The organism is Actinomadura sp. GTD37 (genome assembly GCF_041951365.1).
In the GTDB taxonomy this organism is placed as follows: domain Bacteria; phylum Actinomycetota; class Actinomycetes; order Streptosporangiales; family Streptosporangiaceae; genus Spirillospora.
Window position 1 is genome coordinate 2,355,646 of record NZ_JBGNUS010000001.1, and the last position, 24,061, is coordinate 2,379,706.

The 24,061-nt window shown below is 72.8% G+C and carries 23 protein-coding genes and 2 tRNA genes; 13 read left to right on the forward strand and 12 right to left on the reverse strand.

The features are described from left to right. The first annotated feature begins 30 nt into the window (after positions 1-30). The 4 genes from ACA511_RS11350 to ACA511_RS11365 all read left to right on the forward strand — a co-directional run bounded on the left by ACA511_RS11350 (position 31) and on the right by ACA511_RS11365 (position 3,226). Positions 31-489, forward strand: coding sequence for an anthrone oxygenase family protein (locus tag ACA511_RS11350; protein WP_375024081.1), 459 nt, complete (start codon positions 31-33; stop codon positions 487-489). A gap of 185 nt (positions 490-674) precedes the next feature. Further along, positions 675-1,319 (forward strand): PadR family transcriptional regulator, encoded by a 645-nt coding sequence (locus ACA511_RS11355; RefSeq protein WP_375024082.1) that lies wholly within the window; start codon positions 675-677, stop codon positions 1,317-1,319. Between the two features lie 162 nt (positions 1,320-1,481). Continuing rightward, positions 1,482-2,456: an ATP-binding cassette domain-containing protein gene (locus ACA511_RS11360; RefSeq protein WP_375024083.1), complete on the forward strand. Its 975-nt coding sequence runs from the start codon at positions 1,482-1,484 to the stop codon at positions 2,454-2,456. Continuing rightward, positions 2,453-3,226 carry an ABC transporter permease gene (locus ACA511_RS11365; RefSeq protein WP_375024084.1) on the forward strand — a complete coding sequence of 258 codons (774 nt, stop codon included), beginning with the start codon at positions 2,453-2,455 and terminating at the stop codon, positions 3,224-3,226. The genes ACA511_RS11360 and ACA511_RS11365 overlap by 4 nt, the downstream gene beginning before the upstream one ends. A 76-nt stretch (positions 3,227-3,302) precedes the next feature. Here the strand turns inward: ACA511_RS11365 and ACA511_RS11370 are convergent, their stop codons facing one another. Continuing rightward, positions 3,303-4,625 (reverse strand): cation:proton antiporter, encoded by a 1,323-nt coding sequence (locus ACA511_RS11370; protein ID WP_375024085.1) that lies wholly within the window; start codon positions 4,623-4,625, stop codon positions 3,303-3,305. Positions 4,626-4,839: 214 nt separating this feature from the next. Between ACA511_RS11370 and ACA511_RS11375 the strand changes: the two genes are divergently transcribed. Further along, entirely contained in the window at positions 4,840-5,880 is a 1,041-nt protein-coding gene (locus tag ACA511_RS11375) for an alpha/beta hydrolase (RefSeq protein ID WP_375024086.1), read from the forward strand. Between the two features lie 92 nt (positions 5,881-5,972). Beyond that, entirely contained in the window at positions 5,973-7,451 is a 1,479-nt protein-coding gene (locus ACA511_RS11380; protein WP_375024087.1) for a vanadium-dependent haloperoxidase, read from the forward strand. Here ACA511_RS11380 and cydC read toward each other — a convergent pair. The 4 genes from cydC to ACA511_RS11400 are packed head-to-tail and all read right to left on the reverse strand — an operon-like array spanning position 7,418 to position 12,658. Continuing rightward, positions 7,418-9,013, reverse strand: a complete 1,596-nt coding sequence (gene cydC, locus ACA511_RS11385) for a thiol reductant ABC exporter subunit CydC (RefSeq protein ID WP_375024088.1) — start codon at positions 9,011-9,013, stop codon at positions 7,418-7,420. The genes ACA511_RS11380 and cydC overlap by 34 nt on opposite strands. Beyond that, positions 9,010-10,581 carry a thiol reductant ABC exporter subunit CydD gene (gene cydD, locus ACA511_RS11390; RefSeq protein ID WP_375024089.1) on the reverse strand — a complete coding sequence of 524 codons (1,572 nt, stop codon included), beginning with the start codon at positions 10,579-10,581 and terminating at the stop codon, positions 9,010-9,012. The genes cydC and cydD overlap by 4 nt, the downstream gene beginning before the upstream one ends. Positions 10,582-10,591: 10 nt before the next feature. After that, entirely contained in the window at positions 10,592-11,359 is a 768-nt protein-coding gene (locus tag ACA511_RS11395) for a cytochrome d ubiquinol oxidase subunit II (RefSeq protein ID WP_375024090.1), read from the reverse strand. Positions 11,360-11,386: 27 nt separating this feature from the next. Then, a complete protein-coding gene (locus tag ACA511_RS11400) occupies positions 11,387-12,658 on the reverse strand; it encodes a cytochrome ubiquinol oxidase subunit I (protein WP_375024091.1) in 1,272 nt (423 codons plus the stop codon). 138 nt (positions 12,659-12,796) lie between these two features. On the opposite strand from ACA511_RS11400, the gene ACA511_RS11405 reads away from it, so the two are divergent. From ACA511_RS11405 to ACA511_RS11415, 3 genes are read left to right on the forward strand one after another with little or no spacing between them, the layout of a single operon-like run. Further along, on the forward strand, positions 12,797-13,951 hold the full coding sequence (locus ACA511_RS11405; RefSeq protein ID WP_375024092.1) for a sensor histidine kinase: 1,155 nt from the start codon (positions 12,797-12,799) through the stop codon (positions 13,949-13,951). After that, positions 13,948-14,616: a response regulator gene (locus ACA511_RS11410; RefSeq protein WP_375024093.1), complete on the forward strand. Its 669-nt coding sequence runs from the start codon at positions 13,948-13,950 to the stop codon at positions 14,614-14,616. The genes ACA511_RS11405 and ACA511_RS11410 overlap by 4 nt, the downstream gene beginning before the upstream one ends. 42 nt (positions 14,617-14,658) lie before the next feature. Continuing rightward, a complete protein-coding gene (locus ACA511_RS11415) occupies positions 14,659-15,042 on the forward strand; it encodes a hypothetical protein (RefSeq protein ID WP_375024094.1) in 384 nt (127 codons plus the stop codon). A 322-nt stretch (positions 15,043-15,364) separates the two neighbouring features. On the opposite strand, the gene ACA511_RS11420 is transcribed toward ACA511_RS11415, so the two are convergent. Continuing rightward, complete coding sequence (locus tag ACA511_RS11420) at positions 15,365-16,786, reverse strand: serine/threonine-protein kinase (RefSeq protein WP_375024095.1); 1,422 nt, start codon at positions 16,784-16,786, stop codon at positions 15,365-15,367. A gap of 118 nt (positions 16,787-16,904) precedes the next feature. On the opposite strand from ACA511_RS11420, the gene ACA511_RS11425 reads away from it, so the two are divergent. Continuing rightward, positions 16,905-17,369 carry a hypothetical protein gene (locus tag ACA511_RS11425; protein WP_375024096.1) on the forward strand — a complete coding sequence of 155 codons (465 nt, stop codon included), beginning with the start codon at positions 16,905-16,907 and terminating at the stop codon, positions 17,367-17,369. 147 nt (positions 17,370-17,516) lie between these two features. Continuing rightward, positions 17,517-18,029, forward strand: coding sequence for a tyrosine-type recombinase/integrase (locus ACA511_RS11430; RefSeq protein ID WP_375024728.1), 513 nt, complete (start codon positions 17,517-17,519; stop codon positions 18,027-18,029). A 72-nt stretch (positions 18,030-18,101) separates the two neighbouring features. On the opposite strand, the gene ACA511_RS11435 is transcribed toward ACA511_RS11430, so the two are convergent. The 5 genes from ACA511_RS11435 to ACA511_RS11455 all read right to left on the reverse strand — a co-directional run bounded on the left by ACA511_RS11435 (position 18,102) and on the right by ACA511_RS11455 (position 20,374). Then, positions 18,102-18,174 (reverse strand) — tRNA-Lys (locus ACA511_RS11435). 84 nt (positions 18,175-18,258) lie between these two features. After that, positions 18,259-18,825 (reverse strand): response regulator transcription factor, encoded by a 567-nt coding sequence (locus ACA511_RS11440; protein ID WP_375024097.1) that lies wholly within the window; start codon positions 18,823-18,825, stop codon positions 18,259-18,261. 119 nt (positions 18,826-18,944) lie between these two features. Then, a tRNA-His gene (locus ACA511_RS11445) sits at positions 18,945-19,020 on the reverse strand. Between the two features lie 54 nt (positions 19,021-19,074). After that, a complete protein-coding gene (orn, locus tag ACA511_RS11450) occupies positions 19,075-19,671 on the reverse strand; it encodes an oligoribonuclease (protein WP_375024098.1) in 597 nt (198 codons plus the stop codon). A 52-nt stretch (positions 19,672-19,723) separates the two neighbouring features. Further along, positions 19,724-20,374, reverse strand: a complete 651-nt coding sequence (locus ACA511_RS11455) for a pyridoxamine 5'-phosphate oxidase family protein (protein WP_375024099.1) — start codon at positions 20,372-20,374, stop codon at positions 19,724-19,726. A 117-nt stretch (positions 20,375-20,491) separates the two neighbouring features. Here ACA511_RS11455 and ACA511_RS11460 point away from each other — a divergent pair, with 117 nt between their 5' ends. Next, positions 20,492-21,811 (forward strand): PLP-dependent aminotransferase family protein, encoded by a 1,320-nt coding sequence (locus tag ACA511_RS11460; RefSeq protein WP_375024100.1) that lies wholly within the window; start codon positions 20,492-20,494, stop codon positions 21,809-21,811. A gap of 4 nt (positions 21,812-21,815) precedes the next feature. On the opposite strand, the gene ACA511_RS11465 is transcribed toward ACA511_RS11460, so the two are convergent. Next, positions 21,816-22,421 (reverse strand): hypothetical protein, encoded by a 606-nt coding sequence (locus tag ACA511_RS11465; protein WP_375024102.1) that lies wholly within the window; start codon positions 22,419-22,421, stop codon positions 21,816-21,818. 537 nt (positions 22,422-22,958) lie between these two features. Here ACA511_RS11465 and ACA511_RS11470 point away from each other — a divergent pair. Then, positions 22,959-24,044, forward strand: coding sequence for a phosphotransferase family protein (locus ACA511_RS11470; protein ID WP_375024103.1), 1,086 nt, complete (start codon positions 22,959-22,961; stop codon positions 24,042-24,044). The last annotated feature ends 17 nt before the right edge of the window (positions 24,045-24,061 follow it).

A 24,061-nucleotide genomic window follows, 5' to 3' on the forward strand; every position in this document is an offset into this window, starting at 1 on the left:
CGCCGGACCAGGCAGGGAAGGAGAGGGAATGTGAGCCAGATCCTGGTCGTCGCCGCCCTGATGGGCAACGCCGTCGCCGTGGGGGTGTTCTGCGCGACCGTGCTGGGCGGCGTCCCGCTGCTGATGGCGCTGCCCGGCGAGCAGTACGTGCACGCGCACGGGTTCCTGGCCACCCGCTACGACCCGTTCATGCCGGTCACGATCCTGCTGACGGCGCTGGCGGACCTGACGCTGGCGGTGGCCGCGCCGGGCTGGGCGGGGCCGCTGGCGGGCGGGATCGCGGCGCTGCTGCTGATCTCGGTGATCACGGTGTCGCTGACCAAGAACGTCCCGATCAACCACTGGGTCACGGCGCAGGACCCGGCGTCGCTGCCGCCCGACTGGACCGAGCGGCGCGGCCGGTGGCGGCGGTGGAACACGGTGCGGACGGGGCTCGCGGGAGCGGCCCTCGCGGCGAACCTGGTGGCGGCGGTGGTCCTCGTCATGTGACGCCGGGTGACACGTTCCGCGTGATCTTCGCGCCCGAAAGCGGCGGATGGCAGGCGATATCGCCCGCCATCCGCCGCTTTCGTGGTGTTTGTGGTCGCTTCAGGGTGATGTCACCTGAGCGGACTGGTTTGCCGAATCTCCGGCGCGGTATACTCGGCGCAGAGTATCCGTCACCGGAGAGTCTCATGGTCAAGCGCAAGGTCTCGAATCCGCTCGCACTGGCGGTGCTCGCCGTCCTCTCCGAGAGCTCCATGCATCCGTACGAGATGGCGCAGAAGCTCAAGGGGCGCGGCAAGGAGCAGAGCATCCGGATCAACTACGGGTCGCTCTACACCGTCGTCGACGCCCTCGTCCGGGCCTCCTTCATCGAGCCGGTGGAGACGTTCCGGGAGGGCAGGCGTCCCGAACGCACCGTCTACGCGCTCACGCCCGCGGGCGGGGTCGAGCTGAGGGAATGGCTCAGCGAGATCCTGCGCACCTCGACCAAGGAGTACCCCGAGTTCGAGGCGGGCCTGTCGCTGATGCCGGTGCTGTCGCCCGCGACGGTGGCCCCGCTGCTGCGGCAGCGGGTCGAGTCGCTGGAGATCAGGCTGGCCGAGGTCCGGGCGTTCATGGACCAGATGCGCTCGAACGGCCTGCGCCGCCTGTTCCTGATCGAGGCCGAGTACGAGGAGATGATGCTGCGCGCCGAACTGGCATGGGTCAAGTGCCTGGCCGAGGAACTCGAAGAGGGAACCCTGGAGGACCTGGAGATCTGGTACCGCTGGCACCAGGGCGACGAGTCCAGCCGGAGTTTCGCGATCCGGGGGAGAGAGCGCCACGTGAGCTGACCCGCCGAACGAGAACCCCGGCGGGTGTTGCAGCACCCACCGGGGCCCACGACCTCGATCGACGCCAACGGGTGGCGGCCGGTTACTCGAGGATCCGCTACCAGGTTAACCGGATCTCCCCCGCGGGCACGATCGCCGACCCCACCATGCGGGAGATCCGTCATGCCAGGAGACACACTGGCCATCGAGGTCAGCGACCTCACCAAGACCTATCCGAACGGCGTGCGCGCCGTGAACGGCGTCACCTTCTCGGTACCGTCCGGTACCGTCTTCGGCCTGCTCGGCCCCAACGGGGCGGGCAAGTCCACCACCATCAAGGTCCTCACCACCCTCACCCGGCCGGACTCCGGCACCGCGCGGGTGGCGGGGTTCGACGTCCTGTCCGACGCGGCGCGGGTGCGCAGCCACATCGGCTGCGTCGCGCAGAGTTCCGGCGTCGACCCGGCCGCCACCGGCCGGGAGAACCTGGTGCTGCAAGGGCAGCTCTACGGGCTGGGAGGCGGCCGCCTCCGCGAGCGCGTGGACGGCCTGCTGGAACGCTTCGGCCTGACCGACGTCGCCGGACGCCTCGCCAAGACCTACTCCGGCGGCATGCGCCGCAAGCTCGACGTGGCCATGGGGCTGGTGCAGGAGCCCCGCGTGCTGTTCCTCGACGAACCCACCACCGGCCTCGACCCGGAGGCCCGCGCCGATCTGTGGAAGGAGATCGCCGGGATGGCGGCCACCGGCATCACCGTCGTCCTCACCACGCACTACCTGGAGGAGGCCGACGAACTGGCCGACACCCTCGCCATCCTGGACGAGGGCAAGGTCGTCGCGTACGGCACCCCGGAGAACCTCAAGAAGGCCCTGCACGGCGACTCGGTCCAGATCCTGCTGAACGAGCCGCCGGAGGAGCCCGCCGTCAGGACCGCCCTGTCCAACGTGGCGGGCGTGCACGACGTCGTGGTGTCCGGCCGCGAGGTCGGCGCCCGCGTCGACGCCGGCGCGGACAGCGCGCCCGCCCTGCTGTCGGCGCTGGAGTCGGCCGGCCTGCGGGTGGCCTCGGTCACGCTGTCGGCGCCCACCCTCGACGAGGTGTACCTCCGGCACGCCGGCCGCAGCTTCCGCAGCGTCCAGGAAGGACACATCCGATGACCGCCGCGGTGATCCAGTCGTACCACATGACGGTGCGCGACCTCCGGGCGTTCATCCGCCAGCCGTTCTACCTGGTCGCCACCCTCGTCCAGCCGGTGATCTGGCTGCTGCTCTTCGGCAAGCTCTTCGCCCCCCTCATGGAGGACACCCACACCACCGACTCCTACATCGGCTTCCTCACGCCCGGCATCATCGCGATGACCGCCCTGTTCGCCAGCGGATGGAGCGGGATGGTCTTCGTCGTGGAGATGGAGCAGGGCACGCTCAACCGGTTCCTGGTCACCCCGGTCCGGCGCGGCGCGCTCATCACCGGGCGGCTCATCCACCAGGCGCTGTCCGTGGTCCTCCAGGGCCTGATCATCCTGGCCATCGCGCTCGCCACCGGGGCGCGCTTCCCCGGCGGCGTGCCGATCATGCTGGTCTTCCTGGTGTGCGTGGCGCTGATCGCGGTGGCGTTCGCCTCGCTGTCCAACGCCCTCGGCCTGGTGACCCGCAGCCAGGAGTCGGTGATCTCCATCGCGCAGTTCCTGGTGCTCCCGCTCGCGTTTCTGTCCTCGACGTTCGTGCCGCGCCGGGTGATGCCGGACTGGATGAGCGCGATCGCCGGCGGCAACCCGGTGAACTGGCTCGTCGAGATCGGCCGGCAGACCCTCGACGACAGCGTCGACTGGTCCTTCGTGCTGACCCGCGGCGCGGGGCTGCTGGCCGTCGCGCTGGGCTGCGCCTGGCTGTCGACCCTGGCGTTCCGCGTCTACCAGAAGCAGGCCTGACCCCCCGCCCGCCAGACCCCGGATCCCGGGTCGCCGCCTCCCCCCTGCAGCGGCCCGGGATCCGGCCCGGACCCGGTCAGGCCGCGGCCGGGGTCTTCTCCGGCTCGTCCGGGACGGCCGTGCGCTGCTCCTCCTCCAGCCGCCTGGGCAGGGCCAGCGAGTACAGCGGCAGCGCCGCCGCGGTCGTGAGGACCGCCACGAGCACCAGCATGCTGAACACCTCCCGCGTGATGATCCCCTGCGCGAGCCCGATGTTGATGAAGATGAGGATCATCAGGCCGCGGGCGTTCATCAGCCCTCCCACCGCGTACGACTCGCGGAGGTTGAACCCCAGCGTGCGCATCGCCAGCGCGCAGCCGAAGTACTTGCCGGCGAAGGCCGCGGTCAGGATCGCCAGGAAGGACAGCAGCATGGTGCCGCCGCCCAGCCCGCCCAGCTGCGTGTTGAGCCCGGAGAAGGTGAAGAACACGGGCAGCAGCAGGACCGACACCATGTTCATCATGCGCTCGTGGAGCAGCCGCCGGAACGCGGCGTCGCGCGGCATCGCCAGCCCGGCGATGAAGCCGCCGAACACCGAGTAGATGCCGATCCAGTCGGTCAGCCAGCCCGCGAGGAGCGGCACCAGCAGGACGAGGTAGGTGTGCCCGAGGGTCATGTCCCCGGTGCGGGCGACGGCCCGTCCCAGCGGACGCAGCAGCGGGCGGACCACGCCGAGCGCCACGGCCACGAAGAGCAGCGCCAGCGCGATCGTGAGCACCGCCGAACCGGTGCCGTCGCCGAGGTGCACCGCGCTCAGCACCGCCAGCAGGCACCACGCCGCCGCGTCGTCGATCGAGGCCGCGAGCAGCGACAGCCGTCCCAGCCGCGAGTTCTCCAGGCCCCGCTCGTAGAGGATGCGGGCGAGCATCGGGAAGGCCGTCAGCGACAGCGCGCCGCCGACGAACACGGCGAACATCCACCGGCCGACGTCGTCCCGCGACAGCTGGGACCACAGCGCGAACCCCACCGCGCCGCCGAGGAGCAGGGCGGGGAAGATCCCGGAGATCGCCAGGACGATCGGCCGGTGCGCGCCGCCGCGCTCCCCGCCGCCGTGGTCGAGGCCCGCGCCCACCAGGAACATGTACAGGGTGAGCCCGAGCGTGCTGATCACATAGAGGATCGGTGTCACGTGGTCGGGGAACACGGCCGCCTGGGCGTCCGGGAACAGCCATCCGAACAGCGTCGGGCCGAGCAGCACCCCGGCCACCATCTCGCCGAGCACCCGGGGCTGCCACACCCAGCGCGCCAGCCAGCCGCAGAGGCCGGACGTGACGAGGATGACGATCAGCGCCGGAAGGACGTCGAGGACTAACTCCAGGTTCTTGTCGGTGGTGGCGCTCGCGAGAATGTGGGCTTCCATATCTCCTCCACCGCGGCCCTCCGGGGCCGCTTCGCCGGTCATTGCCCCGCCGATCCTGTAAAGCGGCGCTGGTGACGGGCTCGCGGCCGATTGGAAGCGCGCTGGTGTCCGGCGGCGCGGGGCCCTGGGGGCCAGTGGCTTTACCGGCGCTTGATCTTGCGGTAGCGCGGCGTGCCTACCGTGGGAATCCTTCCCTCGCCTGGTGGAAAAAGTGATGAATGAACGACCCCTCGCCGGCCTGTTCACCGTCGTCTCACTCCTGCTGACCGCCCTGCTGCTCCCCGCCCCCCGGGCGGCCGCGGCCCCCGCCCCGGCCGCCACCGGCGTCGCCGCTGCCGCCGCCGCGGCCCTGCCGCCCGGCATGCGGCTCGCGGGCGGCGCCCGCCTCCGCGAGGTCCGCCGCGCCGGGCACCGCACCCTCGACATCACCATCGACTCCGCCGCGCTCGGCGGCGAAGGGCGCGCCCGCATCCTGCTCCCGCGCGGCCACGCCGGCCCGCGCGGGCGCCCCTGGCCCGTCCTCTACATGCTGCACGGCTGCTGCGACGGCGCCGGCGGCTGGCGGCAGTGGACCGCCTACGCCGACGTCGAGCGGCTGACCGCCCGCTACGGCGTCCTCGTGGTCATCCCGGACGGCGGCACCCACGGCTTCTACAGCGACTGGTGGAACGGCGGCCGGCACGGCCCGCCCGCCTGGGAGACCTTCCACCTCACCGAGCTGATGGGCCTCGTGCGGGACGGGCTGGGCGGCGGGCCGCGCCGCGCGGTCGCCGGCGTCTCCATGGGCGGGTTCGGCGCGCTGTCGTACGCGGCCCGCCACCGCGGGATGTTCCGCGCCGCGGCCTCCTACAGCGGGCTGACCGACACGGTGTCCGGCGCCGCGAACGTCCTGGCCGTGCTGGAGGGCTACGGCGCCGACCCGTCCGGCCTCTGGGGCGACCCGGTCCGGCAGTCCGGCCTGTGGCGCGAGCACAACCCCCACGACCGGGTGGGCGCGCTGCGCGGCGTGCGGCTGTTCGTGTCGTCCGGCGACGGGCGGCCCGGCCCGCTCGACCCGCCGGGACGGCCCGCCGACCCCCTCGAAGGCTGGGTCGGGCCGATGAACGCGCGCTTCGTGGAGCACGCCCGCGCCGCGGGCGTCCGGGTGACCGCCGACCTCTACGGCGCGGGCACCCACGGCTGGGCCTACTGGAACCGCGAGTTCACCCGCAGCCTGCCGCTGCTGATGTCCGCGGTCGGGGCCCGGCCCGCTTGATCGCCCGGCTGGAGCGCGCCGCCGGCGCGCCGAGAGGAAGGCGGAAGGAAATGTCCGACCCGAACAGAGCCCGGAGACCCCGGGGGCTCCGCGTGACCGCGCTGTGCGCCGCCGTGCTGACCGCCGGGGCGGTGAGCGTCGCGCCCGCGGTGGACGACCGCTCGTCCGCGCGGGCCGCGGACTTCGACTTCGACAAGGGGAACGCGATCACCGACGTGCTGTGGAGCCGCGTCGGGCACGTCATCAGGACCGAGGTGTCCGCCAAGGGCAACGACGCCACGTTGGTCTTCCGGATCGCGGCCATGGCCGCGGTCGCCCAGTTCGACGCCATCGCGCCGTACCGGGAGCGGGCCGTCGGCCTCTACTCCGACCTGGGCCGCCGCCCGGCCGCCGAGGGCGCCACCAACCGGAACAAGAACATCGCCATCCTGTACGCGTCCTACCGGGTCTACAAGAGCCTCGTCCCGACCGCGTCCGAGGAATGGCGGGAGGTGCTCACCAGCGTCGGGCTCGACCCCGACGACGACAGCGAGGACCTCACCACGCCCGTCGGCATCGGCAACAAGGCGGGCAACGCCGTGGTGCGGGGCCGGGTGCACGACGGCATGAACCAGCTCGGCGACGAGGGCGGACGCCGGTACAACCGGCAGCCCTACTCCGACTACCTCGGATACCAGCCCGTCAACACCGCCTACAAGCTGACCGACCCGTCCCGCTGGCAGCCCGCTGTGGTGACCAAGAGCAACGGCATCTTCCAGGTGCAGCAGTTCATCACGCCGCAGCTGAGCGTCACCAAGCCGTTCAGCTACGACAGCCCGAAGCGGTTCCTGCCGCCGCCGCCGGTCAAGAGCGACTACCAGCACAACCGGAAGGGGTACAAGGAGCAGGCGGACCAGATGCTGGCGGCGTCCGCCGGGCTGGACGACCGCAAGAAGATGATCGCCGAGTTCTTCGACGACAAGTTCCGCGGCATCGGGTACTCCATCGGCACCATCGCGCTGAACAAGCACGCGTCGCTGGACACGTTCGTCGAGCACACCGCCGCCACCGACGTCGCCGGCTTCGACGCGCTCATCACGTCCTGGTACGCCAAGTACAAGTACAACGCGGTGCGGCCGTTCAGCGCGATCCGCTTCCTGTACCGCGGCAAGCGGGTCAGCGCGTGGGGCGGTCCCGGCAAGGGCACCGTGAAGGACATGCCCGGCGAGGAGTGGCAGAGCTACCTCGACATCCCCGACCACACCGAGTACCCGTCGGGTTCCACGTCGGTCTGCGCGTCCGCCGCCCAGGCCGGACGGCGCGTCTTCGGCACCGACGACATCACGCTCTCGTTCCGCTTCGCCAAGGGGTCCTCGCTCACCGAGCCCGGCGTCACCCCCGCCGCCGACACGGTGCTGACCTGGAACACCTGGAGCGAATGGGTGAGCCAGTGCGCGTGGAGCCGGGTGCTCGGCGGCGTCCACTTCCCGTCCGCGGTGCGGGCGTCCCAGGAGTTCGGGCCCAAGATCGGCGACCGGGCCTACGAGCTGATCCACGCTCATGCCGAGGGGAAGGCCCGGCCGATCGGCTGACGGTCGCCGGCGTCGTGCAGCTCGACCCGGCCGCGGGCCATGACGACGATGTCGTCGAAGAGGCCGAGCGCGTCCTCCCGGTGGGTGACCACGACCGTCGTCCGTCCGTGCCGTGCCCGCAGCACGCCGGCGAGCACGGCACGCCCGGTCGCGGCGTCCAGCGCCTCGGTGGGCTCGTCGAGCAGCAGCACCTCCGGGTCGGCGAGCAGGGCGCGGGCGAGCAGCAGGCGCTGCCGCTGCCCGCCGGCCAGGCCCCGGCCGCCCGCGCCCACGGGCGTGGACAGGCCCTCGGGGAGGGCGTCCAGCCACCCGGTCAGCCGCACCCGGTCCAGGACGGCGCGCAACTCGGCGTCCCCCGCGTCCGGCTTCGCCATCAGCAGGTTCGCCCGCACCGTGGCCGCGAACAGGTGCGCGTCCTGGTACAGGCCGCGCGCCGGCCGCAGCAGCGCCAGGCCCTCGCCGGGCTGGACGAGCCCGGCGAGCACCGCCAGCAGCGTCGACTTGCCCGCGCCGCTCTCCCCGAGCACCGCGACCGAACGTCCCGGGGACAGGTCGAGGTCGACGCCGTCCAGCGCCGGGACGTCCCCGTAGCGCACCCGGACGCCGCGCAGCGCGACGCGTCCCGGCACGGCCGGGCGGTGCGGCCGCTCGTCGGGCGGGAGCGCGGCGTCCGCCCGGACGACCCGCCGCACCCGCGCCGCCGCCGGGCGCAGCTCGACCCAGAGCTGCGCGGCCGGGATCGCCGGCTGGACCGCGTCCAGCGCGACGAGCGCGGTCAGCACGAGCACCGCGCAGGTCACCGCGCCCGTCCCGGCCGCCGCCCACGCGACGCCGAGCGCCGTCAGCCCCTGGACGGCCGTGCCCGCCGCCAGCGCCGCGGCCGACACCCCGCCGCTGAGGCGTTCCGTCCGCGCCAGCCGCCGCGCCTGGCGTTCCGCGGCGGCCGTCGCGAAGTCCAGCGCGCCGAACGCCACCAGGTCGGCGCGTCCGTCGGTGAGGTCCATGACCCGCGCCGCCAGCTCGGCGCGCGCGCCCGCGAGGCGAGCGCCGAGCCTGCGGGCCGCGGCGGCGGCCGCCGCCGGGACGGCCAGGCCCGCCGCCAGCGCCCCGGCGGCCACGACCGCGCCCGACGCGGGGTGCAGCGCCCAGCAGAACGCGACCGCCGCCGTGCCGGCGACCCCGGCCACGATCGCGGGCAGCGCGCAGCGCAGCCGCAGGTCCTGCCCGGCGTCCAGGTCGGCGACCATGTGCGTGAGCGCCTCCCCGCCGCCGGACCCCGCGCCGCGGGACCCGGCCGGGAGGGGGCCGTGCGCCAGCGCCCGGTACAGCCGCACCCGCTGCCCGGCCGCGCGGCCGAGCGCCGCGTCGTGCCCGGCCAGCCGCTCCAGGTAGCCGAACACGCCCCGCGCGGACGCGAACGCCCGCACCGCCACGATCGCGAGGCCCAGCGCCGACAGGTCCGGCCGCTCGGCGGCGCGGGCGATCAGCCAGGCGGCGGACGCGGTCAGGCCCAGCGCGCACAGCCGCGCCGCGACCCCCGCGAGGACGGCCCACGCGGTCACCGGCGCACCTCCTCGACGACCCGTCCCTCGTTCAGCCGGATCACCCGGTCGGCGCCGTCCAGCAGGGCGGGACGGTGCGCGACCAGCACCGCGGTCCGATCCCGCAGCAGCCGCCGCGCCGCGCGGACGACGGCCTGCTCGCTGCCGGGGTCGAGCCGCGCGGTGGGCTCGTCCAGCAGCAGGACGGGCGCGTCGCGCAGGTAGGCGCGGGCCAGCGCGATCCGCTGCCGCTGCCCGGCCGAGAGCCCGGCGCCGCGCTCGCCGAGCATCGTGGCGTCGCCGTCCGGCAGCGCGTCCACGAAGTCCCGCGCGTGCGCGTCCGCCAGCGCGCGCCGCACCGCCGCCGCCGGTGCCGCGGGCATGCCCAGCCGGACGTTCCCGGCCACCGAGTCGGCGAACAGGTGCGGGGCCTGCGGCACCCAGGCGACCTGCCGCCGCCACGCCGCGAGGTCGAGGTCGCGCAGGTCGGTCCCGCCGACGAGGACGCGGCCCTCGTCCGGCACGGCCAGGCCGAGCAGCACCGCCAGCAGCGTCGACTTGCCCGCGCCGCTCGGCCCGGTCAGCGCCACCACCTCGCCCCGCCGGATCACCAGGGACACCCGGTCGAGCGCGGGCCGGTCGCCGTAGCGGACGCTGACGTCCTCCAGCCGGATGTCGCCGCGCGCCGGCGCGATCCGCCCGGTGGGCTCGGGCTCGGCCCGGCCGAGCACGCGGGCGGTCTCCTCGGCGACCGCGAGGCCCTCCGCGGCGGCGTGGAACCGGCTGCCGAGCGCGCGCAGCGGCAGGAAGACCTCGGGAGTGAGCAGCAGGACCAGCAGCGCCGTCCGGTAGCCGAGGCCGCCGTCCAGCAGCCGCAGCCCGACCGGGACGGCGACGAGCGCGACCGACAGCGTCGCCACCAGGTCCAGCACGAGCGCCGACAGGAACGCGGTGCGCAGCACGCGGCGGGTGGCGCGCCGGTGCGCGTCCGCCATCCGCCGCACCTCGCCCTCCTGGTGGCCGGTCCGGCCGAACGCGCGCAGCGTCGGCAGGCCCGCGACCACGTCGCGGAAGTGGCCGCCGAGGCGGCTCAGCCGCTCCCACTGCACGCGGGTCGCGTCGCGGGTGTGCCGGCCGACCAGGACGCCGAACACCGGGACGAGCGGCAGCGTGACCAGCACCGTGAGCCCGGACGCCGGGTCGGCGGCCAGCAGCCGCGCCAGCACCAGCGGCGGCACGACGGCGGCCATGGCGAGCTGCGGCAGGTAGCCGGTCAGGTACGGGTCGAGCGCGTCCAAGCCCCGGACGATCAGCGTGGCGCCGCCGCGCGCGGGCAGCAGGGCCGTGCGCAGGTCGGCCTTGAGCCGCGCGGCGGCCCGGTGGACGGCACTCGCCGTCGCCCACGACACCAGGGCGCGCAGCCCGACGACCGCGGCCAGCCAGGGCAGCGGGCCGGGATCGGGCGGAGCGAGCGCTCGGACCAGCAGTTCCGCCTGGGCGACCACCAGCGCCCCCTGAACGACCGCCGGCGGCGCGAGGGTGCGGAGCAGCCGCCGGCGGTCGAGTCCGGGGAGGTCGGGCGCGGTCACGGCCGCGCCCTCACAGGTAGCTCGGCGCGGTGACCCGGTGGCGGAAGACCCACCACGTCCAGACCTGGGCGGCGACGAGGACGGGCAGGAGCAGCGCGGTCGACTGGGCCACGAACTCCGCCGACTCGGTCACGGAGTCGCGCAGCGGGAGCCGCGCCCCGAGCGCCAGCGGGATCACGACCATGCCGGCCGAGGTGAGCGCGAACGTGACCGGCTCCCCGGACGGGCCGGTGACCGTCCGGGCCCGCTCGTACGGGGCGCCGCGCAGCCGGAGCGAGGCGAACGCCAGGCCGTGCAGCGCGAACAGCGCCCACGCCGCCGCCACGCCGATCAGCGGGAACGGCGAGGTCTCCGGGTCGAGCCGGTACAGCAGCACCGAGCCGACGATCCAGCCCCAGGCGCCGGTGACCGTCCAGCTCCCGGCCGTGACGGCGCCGTCCCAGAAGAGCCGCCAGCCCGGCGCCTCCAGCCGGCCGCGCAGCCACAGGCCCACGTCCCGGACGACCCATCCGGCGAGCAGCGCGGCGACGGTGCCGAACAGCGCGCCGAACAGCTCCCCCTCCAGCTCGTGGAACAGGCCGACGAGGAGCCCGGCGGTGAGGACCAGCCAGATCTCGTTGGCGAGGAAGAACGGGGCGAAGGCGGCGATCACCAGGCGGCGCTCGGCGGGGTTCCGGCCGAGGAAGAACAGCATCATGCCGGCGCCGAGGTCGGTGCCCGCCAGCACGAAGTAGCCGACGGCTGCGAAGGCCAGGAGGCCGATGGCGAGGACGTCCATGAGAGTTCCCTGTCAGCGTGGGCGGCGTCAGAAGTTCGGCACGGGCTCGGGCTCCGCGGCCGGGTCCGGCTGGGCGCCGAGCGCCGACCCGTCGGGGCCGCGCCGGGCGAACCGGCCGAGCAGCCAGGCGTCCAGCGCGATCAGCACGGCGAACAGCGCGGTGAACCCGATCAGCGTGAGCCGCATGCTCCCGGCCGACACCGACGGCGCCAGCGCGTCCTCGGTGCGCAGGATCTGGTTGATCGTCCACGGCTGCCGGCCGACCTCGCGGAATATCCAGCCGGCGATCACCGCGGCGAACGGCAGCACGACGCACCAGGTCAGCAGCCGCTGCCAGGCGCGCATGAGGACCCCGGACCGGTTGACGTAGGCCAGGACGAGCCCGACCGACGCCAGCACGAAGAGCGCCACGCCGAGGATCATCATCAGGCCGAGCGGCAGGTTGATCCAGTCGGGCGGGCTGTAGTCGCCGGGGCCCAGCTCGGCGGCGAGCTCCGCCTGGAGCCGCGCCTGCTCGGCGGTGTCGCCCTGGCTGACCGCGAACTTCATCGGCAGATGGTCGGCGACCACCGCGAACTGGTTGAACCCGGCGCCCAGCGTGAGCAGGGAGGCGGGCAGCGCCGCGATCATCCCGGTGCGCAGCGAGCGGCGGAACACCTCCTGGTCGGCGGTGCGGCGGCGCAGGTGGAAGGCGCTGATCCCGGCGAGGAAGAACCCGCCGGTCAGCAGCCCCGCGCCGATCACGTGCAGGAGCGCGATGAGCGCGTCCGGGTTGGCCAGCATCGCGGCGCGGTCCACCAGCACCATCCGGTCGCCCTGGCGCTCGGCGCCGACCGGGTTCTGCAGCCAGCCGTTGGCGGCGATGATCCAGTACGCGGAGACGTAGGCGGTGAGCGTCACGATCCAGAGCAGCGCCAGGTGCGCCCACCGGTTGATCCGTCCCCAGCCGAAGATCCACAGCCCGAGGAAGGTGGACTCGATGAAGAACGCGACGAGCGTCTCCATCGCCAGCGGGGCGCCGAAGACGTCTCCGGCGAACGTGGTCAGCCCGCTCCAGTTCAGCCCGAACTGGAACTCCATCACCAGCCCGGTGACGATGCCCATGCCGTAGTTGATCACGTAGAGCTGGCCCCAGAACCGGGTCATCCGCCAGTGCGTCTCGCTCCCGGACACGGTGGCGCGCGTCTGCATGGCCGCCAGCAGCGGCGCCAGTCCGAGCGTCAGCGCGACGAACAGGAAGTGCGCGCCCGCGGTGATCGCGAACTGGAGCCGCGCGAGGTCGAGCGTCTCGGCGTTCATGCCTGGATCCTCACCGAGCGGCGCCGCGTTGTCGTCGGCCTGTGGTCGACACCCGGTTGTCAACCACGGGAGACAGGCGCCGGAAATAGTAGCTATGTATACTTTGGTGGTCTCGCGGCTCTCTTCCGAAGGGGTGCGATGCGGCTGCACCGTCCGCCGCCGGGCCTGCTCCTCGACGCGGCCATCGGCACCGTCGCGCTGGCCCTGGTGCTCGGTTCCGCCTTCACCCGGGACGGGCCCGCGCCGCTGCCCGGCCAGGTGGCCGCCGCCGTCGCCGCGTGCGCCGCGCTCGTGCTGCGCCGCCGCCACCCCGTGAGCGTCCTCCTGCTGACGCTGCTGCTGACCTCGCTGTCGGGCGCGCTCGGCGACTCGGGCGGGCCCGTCTTCGTCGCCTTCATCGTCGCGCTCTACACCACCGCGGCCGAGGGACGGCTGCCCGCCGCGATCGTGCTCGCCGTCATCGCCATCCTCGGCATGATCCTGCGCGGCTCCGGCTCCGCCCAGGGGCAGGGGGAGAGCGCCGTCCTGGTGGCCGGGTGGCTGGTGGCGGTGCTCGCGGTCGGCGGCGTGGCCTGGAACCGCCGCGCCTACCTGGCCGCGGTGGAGCAGCGGGTCGCCGAGGCCGAGCGCGGCCGGGAGGCCGACGGCCGCAGGCGCGTCACCGAGGAGCGGATGCGCATCGCCCGCGAGCTGCACGACGTCCTCGCCCACAACATCTCGATGATCAACGTGCGGGCGGGCGCCGCGCTGTTCCAGCTCACCGGGGGTCCGCGCCGCGACGACCCCGGGCTGCGCGCCGAGCTGACCGACACCCTCACCGTGATCCGGGACGCCGGGCGGGACGCCGGCCGCGAGCTGCGCGCCACGCTCGGCGTGCTGCGGCAGGCCGACGAGGCCGACCCCACCGCGCCCGCCCCCGGCCTCGCCCGCCTGCCCGACCTGGTGGACACCGCCGGACGCGCCGGGCTCCGGGTCCGCACCACCGTGGAGGGCGCCGGGCCGCGCGTCCCCGCCGAGGTCGACCTGGCCGCGTTCCGCATCGTCCAGGAGGCGCTGACCAACGTCGCGCGCCACGCCCGCACCGAGGAGGCCACGGTGCGCATCCGCGTCGACGCGGGCGACCTGCACATCCGCGTCGAGAACACCGGCGCCGCGCCGGCCGGCGGCTCCGGCTACGGCATCCGCGGGATGCGCGAGCGCGCCGCGGCGCTGGGCGGCGACCTGCGCGCCGGGCCGTGCGGCGACGGCACGTTCCGGGTGCTCGCCAGGCTGCCGCTCCGGGAGCACGCATGATCAACGTCCTGCTGGCCGACGACCAGACCCTCGTCCGGGTCGGGTTCCGCTCGATCCTGGAGGGGCAGCCCGGCATCGCCGTCGCGGGGGAGGCGGGCGACGGCGCCGAGGCGGTCCGGCAGTGCGGCGCGCTGCGGCCCGACGTCGTCCTCATGGACGTCCGGATGCCCGTCCTCGACGGCATCGAGGCCACCCGGCGGCTCGCCGCCGACCCCGCGCACGCCGACCTGAAGATCATCATCCTGACCACCTACGAGCTGGACGAGTACATCTACGGCGCGCTGCGCGCGGGGGCCGGCGGCTTCCTGCTCAAGGACATCGACCCGGCGGAGCTGATCCGCGCCGTGCGGGTGGTGGCGCAGGGCGACGCGCTGGTGGCCCCGTCCGTCACCCGCCGCCTGATCGCCGAGCTGGCCGGACGCGTGGACCCGCAGGCCGCCGACCCCAGCCTGGACGGGCTGACCTGCCGGGAGCGCGAGGTGCTCGGCCTGGTCGCCGACGGCCTGTCCAACGCCGAGATCGCGGCCCGGCTGTTCGTCACCCCCACGACCGCGAAGACCTACGTCAGCCGCATCATGACCAAACTCTCCGCCCGCGACCGCGCCCAGCTGGTCATCGCCGCCTACGAGGCGGGCCTGGTGACCCCCCGCCGCCTCCTCCGCTGACCGGCTCCTCCGCGGTCGATCCGTCATCGAAAGGGACGATCGATGTTTCGCCTCACCGGCCTTTCCGCGACGGGAAAGGCGACCTTCTCCGCACTCCTCGCCGCCGGCGCCGCCTTCGTCGTCCTGGAGGTGGCCGGGCTCACCGACACCCCGCCGATCCCGCCGGGCCTCGTCGCCATCGTGCTGGCCGCCGGTCTGCTCGCCGCCGTGCCGGGCCGCTGGACTCCGGTCGCCGGCGCGGTGGCCGCGCTCTTCAACCTCGTCGTCATGTTCGCGGTCGGCGCTCAGGAACGGCTGGTCGATCCGGAGTCGGCCCTCGACCTCATGGCCGGCTGGGTTCTGTTGGTCGCCCTGATAATCGCGAGCGTCACCGGAACGGCCGCCGCCTTCCGGAACGAAGAGACCGACCCCGTCGGCAAGGACTGACGAACTGCACAAAACACCTCACCGGAATGGAGGAGAGAGCAGAAGCCACCCCGAAGCTCCCGCCCCGAGGGATCAAGCAGGCCGCTGCTGCCCTCCTGCCATCTCGCTTGGAATACATGCATAGCGACGGGCGTGGGCTAACCCTAGTTCGGCCCCAAATGACGATAGCGACGACCTCCGGGAGGACGTCATCGCCAAAGACCTCAGACGGTCGACACCGCCCCGACCGAGTCGGCCGCCACCGGACGCGGAGCGGCACCCCACACGGTCAGATCGTCCACGACGGTGTCCGTCTCACTCCTTCGCCCGTGAGACGGGGAGGTCAGGCGGCGGCGGTGGGTTTGAGGGTGTAGCTGACGATTCCCTGGTGAACGGTACCTCCCGCCACCTCGAAATTACCCTGGATGCTGTACATTCCGTGCGCCCAGTTCATTCCGGCCCACCCCGGTTGCTCGCCCAGGATACCGACCTGGGCGCCGGTGCACTTGTAATACGAGGGCTGTTCGCCCGGGTCCAGCTTCTCGAAGCACTCCGTCCATACCATGATGGAGGACCCGTCGTTCTTGCGAGAGGCATGGAAAGGCTGGCCATTGCCGTCCTCGGGGAGGATGTCCTCATCTAGCTGGGCACCGATGAATATCTTCTTGCCGATACTGGATCGCAGGAATTGCGTGAACTCCTTCCCCGGGCCCCAGTTGGCGATGGCCTCCCGGTAGGACGGATGGGACGGGGCGGCCACGGGGGTCTGCTGCGCGGACGGGCGCCCGTTCTCGTCGAGGCGGAGTTGCCGGATGAGGAGCGACCCGCCGATGACGACGACCACGGCCAGCGTGCTCGCGACGACGGCGAGGGTTCGTGTTCGTTTCGCTGCGGCGGCCTGGGCGGCGGGATCGGTGGCCGGCGCGAGCGCGGATGCCTGTACGGGTTGGGCGGTGGCCGGGTCCACGGAGAACGCGGCCGGGCCTTCCGGGCCGGAAAGGGTCTGGACGAGGGTGCGGGCATCGGGCCGGACGTCCGGTCGCGGCGCGAGCGAGGCGGCGAGGAGCGGGCGAAACGCGGCGGGAACGCCGTCGAGGTCGGCGGCGCCCTGGTAGGCGCGCAGCGCGACGGCCTGCATTCCGCCGGTGCCGAAGACGGGTTTGCCGGTCGCCGCGTACCCGATGGTGGCGCCCCACGCGAAGACGTCGGCGGGCGGACCGGCGGCGCCGCCCTCCAGTGCCTCTGGCGGGATGTAGCCGACCGTCCCGATCGCCCCGCCCTCGCGGGTGATCCGGGTCGCGTCCTGTTCTTGGGCGATGCCGAAGTCGATGACGACTGGTTCGCCGCCGACGACCATGACGTTGGACGGTTTGAGGTCGCGGTGGATATGCCCGGCGCCGTGGATGGCCACCAAGGCTTCGGCGATGCCGCGCGCCATTTTCATCAGATCGTCACCGCGCAGCGGGCCGTCGGTCTTGACGACGTCGTGCAGCGTCCGGCCCTGTACGTAGCGGGTGACGATGTACGGCGGGTCCGCGTCGAGGTCGGCGTCCAGCAGTTCGGCGACGCGGGGGCTGCTGACGCGCCGCATCACCTGTACCTCGCGGCTGAGCCGTTCCCGCATTTTGCGGTCATAGGAGATGCTGGGATGGAGTTGTTTGACCGCGACGGTCCCTCCATCGGGGGCGAGCGCGAGGAACACGCGGCCCATGCCGCCGGCCGCGAGATGCGACTGCGGACGGTACTCACCGATGTTCTGCGGCAAATCCTCTCGACGCACTCCCGCGTCCCCCATTTCGCGTTCACTCTTACCGGCTCGGCTATAGTGGCCGCCCGAGCAGAGCGGACGCAAACGTGTCCGGAAATCGGACAGCGGAGGTCGCGTGCCTGTGTTCAGGCTTGTAACAGTCGTCAGCGTTCTGACGTGCGCGGGAGTTCTCACCGGTTGCCAGGGCGGCGGGGAGGACGATGCAGCCGGGAAGGCGTCCGCCGCCCCACCGGCCACGGCCAGCACCGCGCCCGGCACCCCCGCGCCCGCCACGACCGCGCAGCCGCCGTCCCCTTCCAAGCCCGCCGCCGCGCCTTGCCCGTCGCGGGCGCAGATCGCCGACGCCGTGTCGGCCGCCGACGGTTCCAGCGGCGTCGTCGTGTCGGACGAGATCACCTGCCAGGGCGGCTGGGCGACGACCGAGATGCGCTATCCGGGCTCCGACCCGTCGCGCGTGATCGTACGGATGCGAAGCGGAAAGGTCAGCCTGGTCACCTACGGCACCGATGCCCTTTGCGACGGTCCCAAAATGGCGAAGGCGCCAGCCAAAATCAAGAAGGCCCTCGGCCCTTACTGCTGACTTCGCAATACGCCCGCCCCGCCCCGCCCCGGCCCATTCACTGAACCATGACGTAGCCGCTCTGAGAAGAGCACGACGGCACCCAGAAGAACGAGGCCCAGTACCTCGGCCCGAAGATTCTGCTGACCCAGGTGGGCGACCTGCCCGATAAGACGAAGGCGGCCAGGGCAGTTCGATTCGCCGGACTGCACGGCGCACGCGCGTTCCTGTCCGGGACGGACGGGAGGATGGACGTTCACGCGGCCCAAGGGCAAGCGGAAGCGCGAGGTCCCGATACCGCCTCAACTGGTGCCGCTTCTCAAGGCGCACAGGGCGACTCAGGACGCCGAACGGCGCGCCGCCGGCGACGCCTGGCAGGAATGGGGGCTCGTGTGGTGCGGCCCGGACGGCGCACCGATCCGAGCGCGCGACGACTGGGGAGCGTGGAAGGCTCTCCTACGAGCTGGCGGGATCGAAGCGGACGCCTACCGTCTCCACGACGCGAGGCACACCGCGGGGACGTTGCTCGGCGAGCAGGGCGTGAGTATCCACGTGATTCAGCGCATCCTCGGCCACGCCCAACTCAGCACGACGCGCCGCTACGTCCAGCCGACCGACCCACTGACGACCGACGCCGTGAGCCGCATCGGGGGAGCGCTCTGGGGCCCTCCAGAGGGCTAACCGCAACGGCGATTGCAACGAACGCGAACAGGGCGTACGCCGAGTATCGGTGCACGCCCTGGTGGTTGCGGGTGCGCCGTCAGGGACTTGAACCCCGAACCCGCGGATTAAGAGTCCGCTGCTCTGCCAATTGAGCTAACGGCGCGTGTCTGCTGGGGACTGGCCTTGGGCCGGGGTCCCTGGCGACAAGAAGAACATTATCAGGACCCGCGGACCTGTGCGAATCGGTTTAGTCCTGGACGGGGAGGACGCTGACCATGCCGCGCCACAGGGCGATGGCGGTGGCGCGGGAGCTCACGCCGAGCTTGGCGTAGATGCGGTTGACGTGGTTCTTGACGGTCTTCTCGCTGAGGAAGAGCTGCCGGGCGATCTCGCCGTTGGAGCGGCCGGTGGCGATGAGGTCCATGACCTCGGACTCGCGGGCGGACAGGCCGAGGGTGGTGCGGGACGCGGCGCGGACGCCGCGGATGAGGTCGCGGGCGGTGAAGGCGCCGGGGACGAGGTGCCCGCAGGCGCCGGCGCGCAGGGCGGTCTCGGCGGCGGCGGCGTCGCCGGTGTGGACGAAGACGCGGGACGCGCCGCTGAGCGGGTGCGCGTGCCCGGCGGCGCCCGCGTCGAGCAGGACGATGTCGGGGCGCAGTTGCTCGGCCAGGGTGCGGGCGGTCAGCGGGTCGGGGGTGTCGGCCACGACCCGGAGTTCGTCGCTGGCGTCCAGGAGGGAGATCACGCTTGCGCGGACCAGGGGGTCGGCGTCCACCACGAGGACGCGAAGGGGGGCCGTCTCGTCGACACTCATCCGTTGCCCTTGGGGTGTCGTTGACATGTATAGGGACGGAGCATAACGGGACGATCTCCGGGAGTCGATGGACCGCGCCGGAACGACGAAGGCCCCGGCCGAAGACCGGGGCCCCGCACTGGGGTGAGTGAGGGGACTTGAACCCCCGACATCTTGGACCACAACCAAGTGCTCTGCCAGCTGAGCTACACCCACCGTGGCCGGGATCGCGCCCGGCTCCCAGTAGTGTAGCGGCTCCGCGGGGGTGGGTCAGCCTGAGGACACCTTGGCGGCGATGGCGCGGGCGGCGTCGGAGTCGGGGCCCGGCTGCGGGACGAAGACGGCGGCGCGGTAGTAGCGCAGTTCCTGGATGCTCTCGGTGATGTCGGCGAGGGCCCGGTGGCCGCCCTTCTTCTCCGGGCTCGCGAAGTACGCGCGCGGGTACCAGCGGCGGGCCAGTTCCTTGATGGACGAGACGTCCACCATGCGGTAGTGGAGGTGCCCGTCGAGGGCGGGCATGTCGCGGGCGAGGAACGACCGGTCGGTGGCGATGGAGTTGCCGCACAGGGGCGCCTTCTTGGCGTCCTTCACGTGGCTCCGGACGTAGGTGAGGACGGTGTCCTCGGCCTCGGCGAGGGTGGCGCCGCTGGGGAGGGCCTCCAGGAGGCCGGACGTGGTGTGCATGTCGCGGACGACTTTGGTCATCTGCGTCACGGTCTCGGGCGGCGGCTTGATGACGATGTCGACGCCCTCGTCCAGGATGTTGAGCTCGCTATCGGTGACCAGCGCGGCTATCTCGATGAGCGCGTCGTTGCGCAGGTCGAGTCCTGTCATCTCGCAGTCGATCCAGACCAGCCGCTCGTTCATGGATTCACCCTACGGCCATGGGCGACTGCGCGGGGCATTGAGCCCTATCGATTTAGGAGGTCACGCGATGGGCGATATGTCCTGGAATGGGAATGCCGGGGCGCAGCAGCGGGTCGGGGGACGGGGTGCCGAACGTCTGCTGGACGGGGAGGACGCCGGCCCAAACGTCGAGGGCGTGGTCGGGCTCGTCGTCGCTGGGCGGCCCCTGCCGCACCTTGACGGACGCCTCCGACAAGGGGAGGGCCAGTACGGCCGTTGCGGCGAGTTCCTTGCGGCTGGGTTCGCGGGTCGCGTCCCATTGGCCGGGGGCCAGTTGCTCGGTAATGGCCCGGAGTCCGGTGCGCTTTGCGTCGGGGTCGGTGACGGGTTGGGGCGTCCCGTAGATGACGGCGCTCCGGTAGTTGATGGAGTGGTGGAACACCGACCGGGCGAGGACGATGCCGTCGACATGGGTCACGGTGACGCAGACGTCTTGGGACGGCCCCGCCATGAGGCTGCTCGCGCCGGTGGAGCCGTGGAGGTAGAGGGTGTCCTCAAGGCGGCCGTAGCCGGTGGGGATGACGCGTGGCGCTCCGTCCATGACGACGCCGAGGTGGCAGATCATCCCGGCGTCGAGGATGTCGTACAGGACGGCGCGGTCGGCGCTGGAGCGTTCCGGGAGCCTGCGGACGCGCGTGCGGGCGGTGGAGGAGAGCGGCTTCATGTCCGTTTACGCTAAAAGACAAGTGGCCTGGTCGGTATGGCCACTTGATGCGTATAGCTGGAGACCACTTTGTCGATCGATCTGCCCCTCGCCGTTGACCGGGATGCCGGGGAGCCGATGAGCGCTCAGCTCGTCGGCCAGTTGCGCGACGCGATGGCGGACGGACGGCTCGCCGCGGGCGAGAGGCTTCCGTCCACCAGGGCCCTGGGCAAGCTGCTGGGCGTCAGCCGGACGGTGGTGACGGAGGCTTACGAGCAGTTGTACGCGGAGGGGTGGCTGGAAGGACGGCACGGCTCCGGCACGTATGTGACCGACGGCGTCGCCGCCGCGCCTGAGCCGAGACCCCGGAAACCCACGACGAGACCAGCGCGGAGGGCGGCGGCCCCACACGAGATCGACCTGCGGCCGGGTCTCGCCTGGATCGGGGCCTTGGACACGCCGGCATGGCGCAGAGCATGGCGCCTGGCGGCCGGCATGCCACCGCAGCAGCGCCAGGACCCGCACGGCCTGCCGGGCCTGCGCGAAGCACTCGCCGACTACATCCGGCGTAGCCGCGGCGTGAGCTGCCCCTTGGACGGGCTCCTCGTGACGCGGGGAGCGACGAACGGGCTCGATCTGCTTGCCGCGACCGTGCTTCGTCCAGGCGACCGTGTCGGGGTGGAGGATCCCGGCTACGGGAGGGCACGGGTCGTCCTAGAGGGGCGTGGTGCGGAACTCGTGCCGTGTCCGGTCGACGAGCACGGCCTCATCGTCGACGGCCTGCCCGACGATCTCCGCATCGTCTACACGACGCCGTCGCACCAGTTCCCGATGGGCGGCGTCCTGCCGATCCCGCGCAGGCAGGCCCTGCTGGCGTGGGCGAGGCGCAACGGCGCGCTCATCGCCGAGGACGACTACGACGGCGAGTTCCGGTTCGACGTGGCGCCCCTGCCCGCCCTGTACGGCCTCGACCCGGACGTGGTGGTCTACCTCGGCACGACGGCGAAGATCCTCACGACGGACATGGGCGTCGGCTGGCTGGCGGGGCGCCCCGACCTGGTGGGCGAGGTGGCGCTGCGCCGCGAGCAGCTGAACGACCGCACGGCCGTCGTCCCGCAGGACGCGCTGCGCCTCCTCCTGGAAAGGGGCGATCTCGACAGGTACGTCCGCCGGATGCGCGCCGAGTACGCGCGCCGCCGCGAGGTGGTCGTGGGGGCGCTGGCGGGCCTGCGGCTGCGCGGCGACACGGCCGGGCTGCACCTGGTGGTGGACGTCCCCGAGGGCGAGGCGCGGCGCGTCTCGGCGGAGGCGGGCGAGCGGGGCGTCCTGGTGGAGACCCTGGAGCGGCACCACATGGGACCGGCGCGCGCGTCCGGCCTGGTGATCGGTTACGGCTCGGCCGCGACGACGGCCGAACTGCGCGCGGGCTGCGAGATCGTCCGGAGCCTGAGCGCCTGACCGGTCAGTTGGACATCGCGGACTGGCCGACCGGGACGGGCTCGGGGGCGGGACGCAGCGGCGCGGGGGACGGCGGGTCGTTCTGCGGCGGGCGGACGGGGTCCGGCGTGCGCGGGCGCGGGGCCGGCAGCCGGGCTCCGGCGGGCGCGCTCGGGGCGCGGGGCTTCGGGATGGGGGCGACGGGGGTGTCGGGCCCGGTGATGCGCCGGATGTCGATGCCGCCGGGGTCGGGGCGGTCGAGCGTCGGCACCTGGGACGCCCCGTAGTGCCCGCCGCGCGCCCAGTCCTTGCGGGCGCGCAGCGCGTGGTAGGACTGCGGCGACGGCAGCGGGGGGCCGGCGGGCCAGCGGCGCGCGACGCCCCACGCGTCCAGCCACTGGACGATCGCGTCGAGGCCGGTGAGCAGCGAACCGGTGAACGGCGCCCGGGAATTGCCGACCACCATGATCTGCGCGCAGACGCGTCCCTCCCGGCCGACGCCGTCGCCGAGCAGCCGGGCGGCGCGGGTGATCGGGAGGAGCTGGACGATCTCGCCGGTGCCGGGGTGCCACACCAGGTGCGCCGCCCGGTCCTCCTTGACGAGGTCGGCGGCCACCGAGCGCGCGGACACGCTGCGCGGATCGTAGTCTCCGGCGCACCAGACGGCGCGGGGAGCACCTCCCCGCAACGCTCCGCCGTCGTGTCGTGCCGGCATGCGGCCGGCTCCCGGCAGCCATGCGTCTGCCACGGTGCGTCCCCCCCAATCGGGCGGTCTAGTCCCGAATGGTCTAGTCCTCTTCTCTTAGCCCAGCGAGACTCATAAGTCCAGCCTGCCGTCTCATGGGCCGGGATGACGGCTGCTGACATCCGCGCAGGGATGCGCCCTGTGTGTCGGGTGTCGTCGCAGATGCGTACCCCGGGTGTCCGAGGATTCCACCTGGAGTCGGGGTTTTCTCCAGAGAGTTTCGGTGAAACGGGCGTCAAGGGCCGGACGGTACGAAGTTCCCCCAGGTCAGCCGGGATGCTGAAGGCCAGGTGAAGCGTTGCTGCATATCGGCCGGAAGTGGCCGACAACGCACAGCGCGTACAGGCGTCCGCGCGTGCGGACGGGCACAGGTACGGGGGTGGGGTTCACAGGCCGGACCGAGCCGCGTTCTAATAGGGCGTCATGACCGTTGACGCAGAGCTTCCGGCCGGGGTCCCCGGCATCGACGTCCCCCGCCTGGCGGCCTGGCTGGCCCGTGAGCTGCCCGGTTCGGGACGGATCGCCGCGATCGACCTGATCGCGGGCGGACGCTCGAACCTCACCTACGGGATCACCCTGGACGGCGGCCGCCGCGTCGTGCTGCGCAGGCCGCCGCTCGGGCACGTCCTCCCCACCGCCCACGACATGAGGCGCGAGTACCGGGTGCTGTCCGCGCTCGGCGGCGGGACGGCCGTGCCGGTGCCGAGGACGCTGGCGTTCTGCGACGACGAGGACGTCATCGGCGCCCGCTTCTACCTCATGGACTTCGTCGACGGCCGCGTCCTGCGCACCCGCGAGGACGCCGTCGACATCACCCCCGAGCAGGCGCGCGGACTGTCGAGCGCGCTGGCGGAGGCCCTCGCCGCGATCCACACCGTCGACGTGGAGTCCGTCGGGCTGGCCGACTTCGGACGTCCGTCCGGCTACATGGAGCGCCAGCTCAAGCGCTGGGGCAAGCAGTGGGACAGCTCGCAGGAGGCGGTCCGGGCCACCGGGGCCACCCGCGACCTGCCCGAGTACGACCGGCTCGTCGCGCGGCTGGCCGGACGGATGCCGGCGGACGCCCCCTCCCGGCTCGTCCACGGCGACTTCCGGCTCGACAACGCGCTCGCCCGGCTGGAGCCGCGCCCCGAGATCGCGGCCGTCGTCGACTGGGAGATGTCGACGCTGGGCGACCCGCTGTCCGACCTCGGCCTGACGCTCGTCTACTGGGCCGAGGCCGCCGACGCCGAGGAGCTCCCCGTCGGCGCGACGATCACCTCGGCGCCCGGCTTCTTCACCCGCCGCGAGTTCACCGACCGGTACGCGGCGCTGACCGGCTTCGACCTCGCCGACCTCGACTTCTACGTCGCGTTCGCGTGCTTCAAGCTCGCGGTCATCCTGGAGGGCATCCACGCCCGCTACCTGCAGAACGCGACCGTCGGCGAGGGCTTCGACCAGATCGGCGGGGGCGTCCCCGTCCTGCTGGACCGCGCCCACCGCACCCTGGACACCGGCTCGCTCTCCTAGCCGGCCCGCCCTCCGCC

Bases quoted from the DNA above. Each gene is read 5' to 3' on its own strand.
- ACA511_RS11355 (WP_375024082.1), top strand. From the start codon at position 675: ATGGTCAAGCGCAAGGTCTCGAATCCGCTCGCACTGGCGGTGCTCGCC.
- ACA511_RS11360 (WP_375024083.1), top strand. From the start codon at position 1,482: ATGCCAGGAGACACACTGGCCATCGAGGTCAGCGACCTCACCAAGACC.
- ACA511_RS11365 (WP_375024084.1), top strand. From the start codon at position 2,453: ATGACCGCCGCGGTGATCCAGTCGTACCACATGACGGTGCGCGACCTC.
- ACA511_RS11370 (WP_375024085.1), bottom strand. From the start codon at position 4,625: ATGGAAGCCCACATTCTCGCGAGCGCCACCACCGACAAGAACCTGGAG.
- ACA511_RS11375 (WP_375024086.1), top strand. From the start codon at position 4,840: ATGAATGAACGACCCCTCGCCGGCCTGTTCACCGTCGTCTCACTCCTG.
- ACA511_RS11395 (WP_375024090.1), bottom strand. From the start codon at position 11,359: ATGGACGTCCTCGCCATCGGCCTCCTGGCCTTCGCAGCCGTCGGCTAC.
- ACA511_RS11400 (WP_375024091.1), bottom strand. From the start codon at position 12,658: ATGAACGCCGAGACGCTCGACCTCGCGCGGCTCCAGTTCGCGATCACC.
- ACA511_RS11405 (WP_375024092.1), top strand. From the start codon at position 12,797: ATGCGGCTGCACCGTCCGCCGCCGGGCCTGCTCCTCGACGCGGCCATC.
- ACA511_RS11410 (WP_375024093.1), top strand. From the start codon at position 13,948: ATGATCAACGTCCTGCTGGCCGACGACCAGACCCTCGTCCGGGTCGGG.
- ACA511_RS11415 (WP_375024094.1), top strand. From the start codon at position 14,659: ATGTTTCGCCTCACCGGCCTTTCCGCGACGGGAAAGGCGACCTTCTCC.
- ACA511_RS11440 (WP_375024097.1), bottom strand. From the start codon at position 18,825: ATGAGTGTCGACGAGACGGCCCCCCTTCGCGTCCTCGTGGTGGACGCC.
- orn (WP_375024098.1), bottom strand. From the start codon at position 19,671: ATGAACGAGCGGCTGGTCTGGATCGACTGCGAGATGACAGGACTCGAC.
- ACA511_RS11455 (WP_375024099.1), bottom strand. From the start codon at position 20,374: ATGAAGCCGCTCTCCTCCACCGCCCGCACGCGCGTCCGCAGGCTCCCG.
- ACA511_RS11460 (WP_375024100.1), top strand. From the start codon at position 20,492: ATGAGCGCTCAGCTCGTCGGCCAGTTGCGCGACGCGATGGCGGACGGA.
- ACA511_RS11470 (WP_375024103.1), top strand. From the start codon at position 22,959: ATGACCGTTGACGCAGAGCTTCCGGCCGGGGTCCCCGGCATCGACGTC.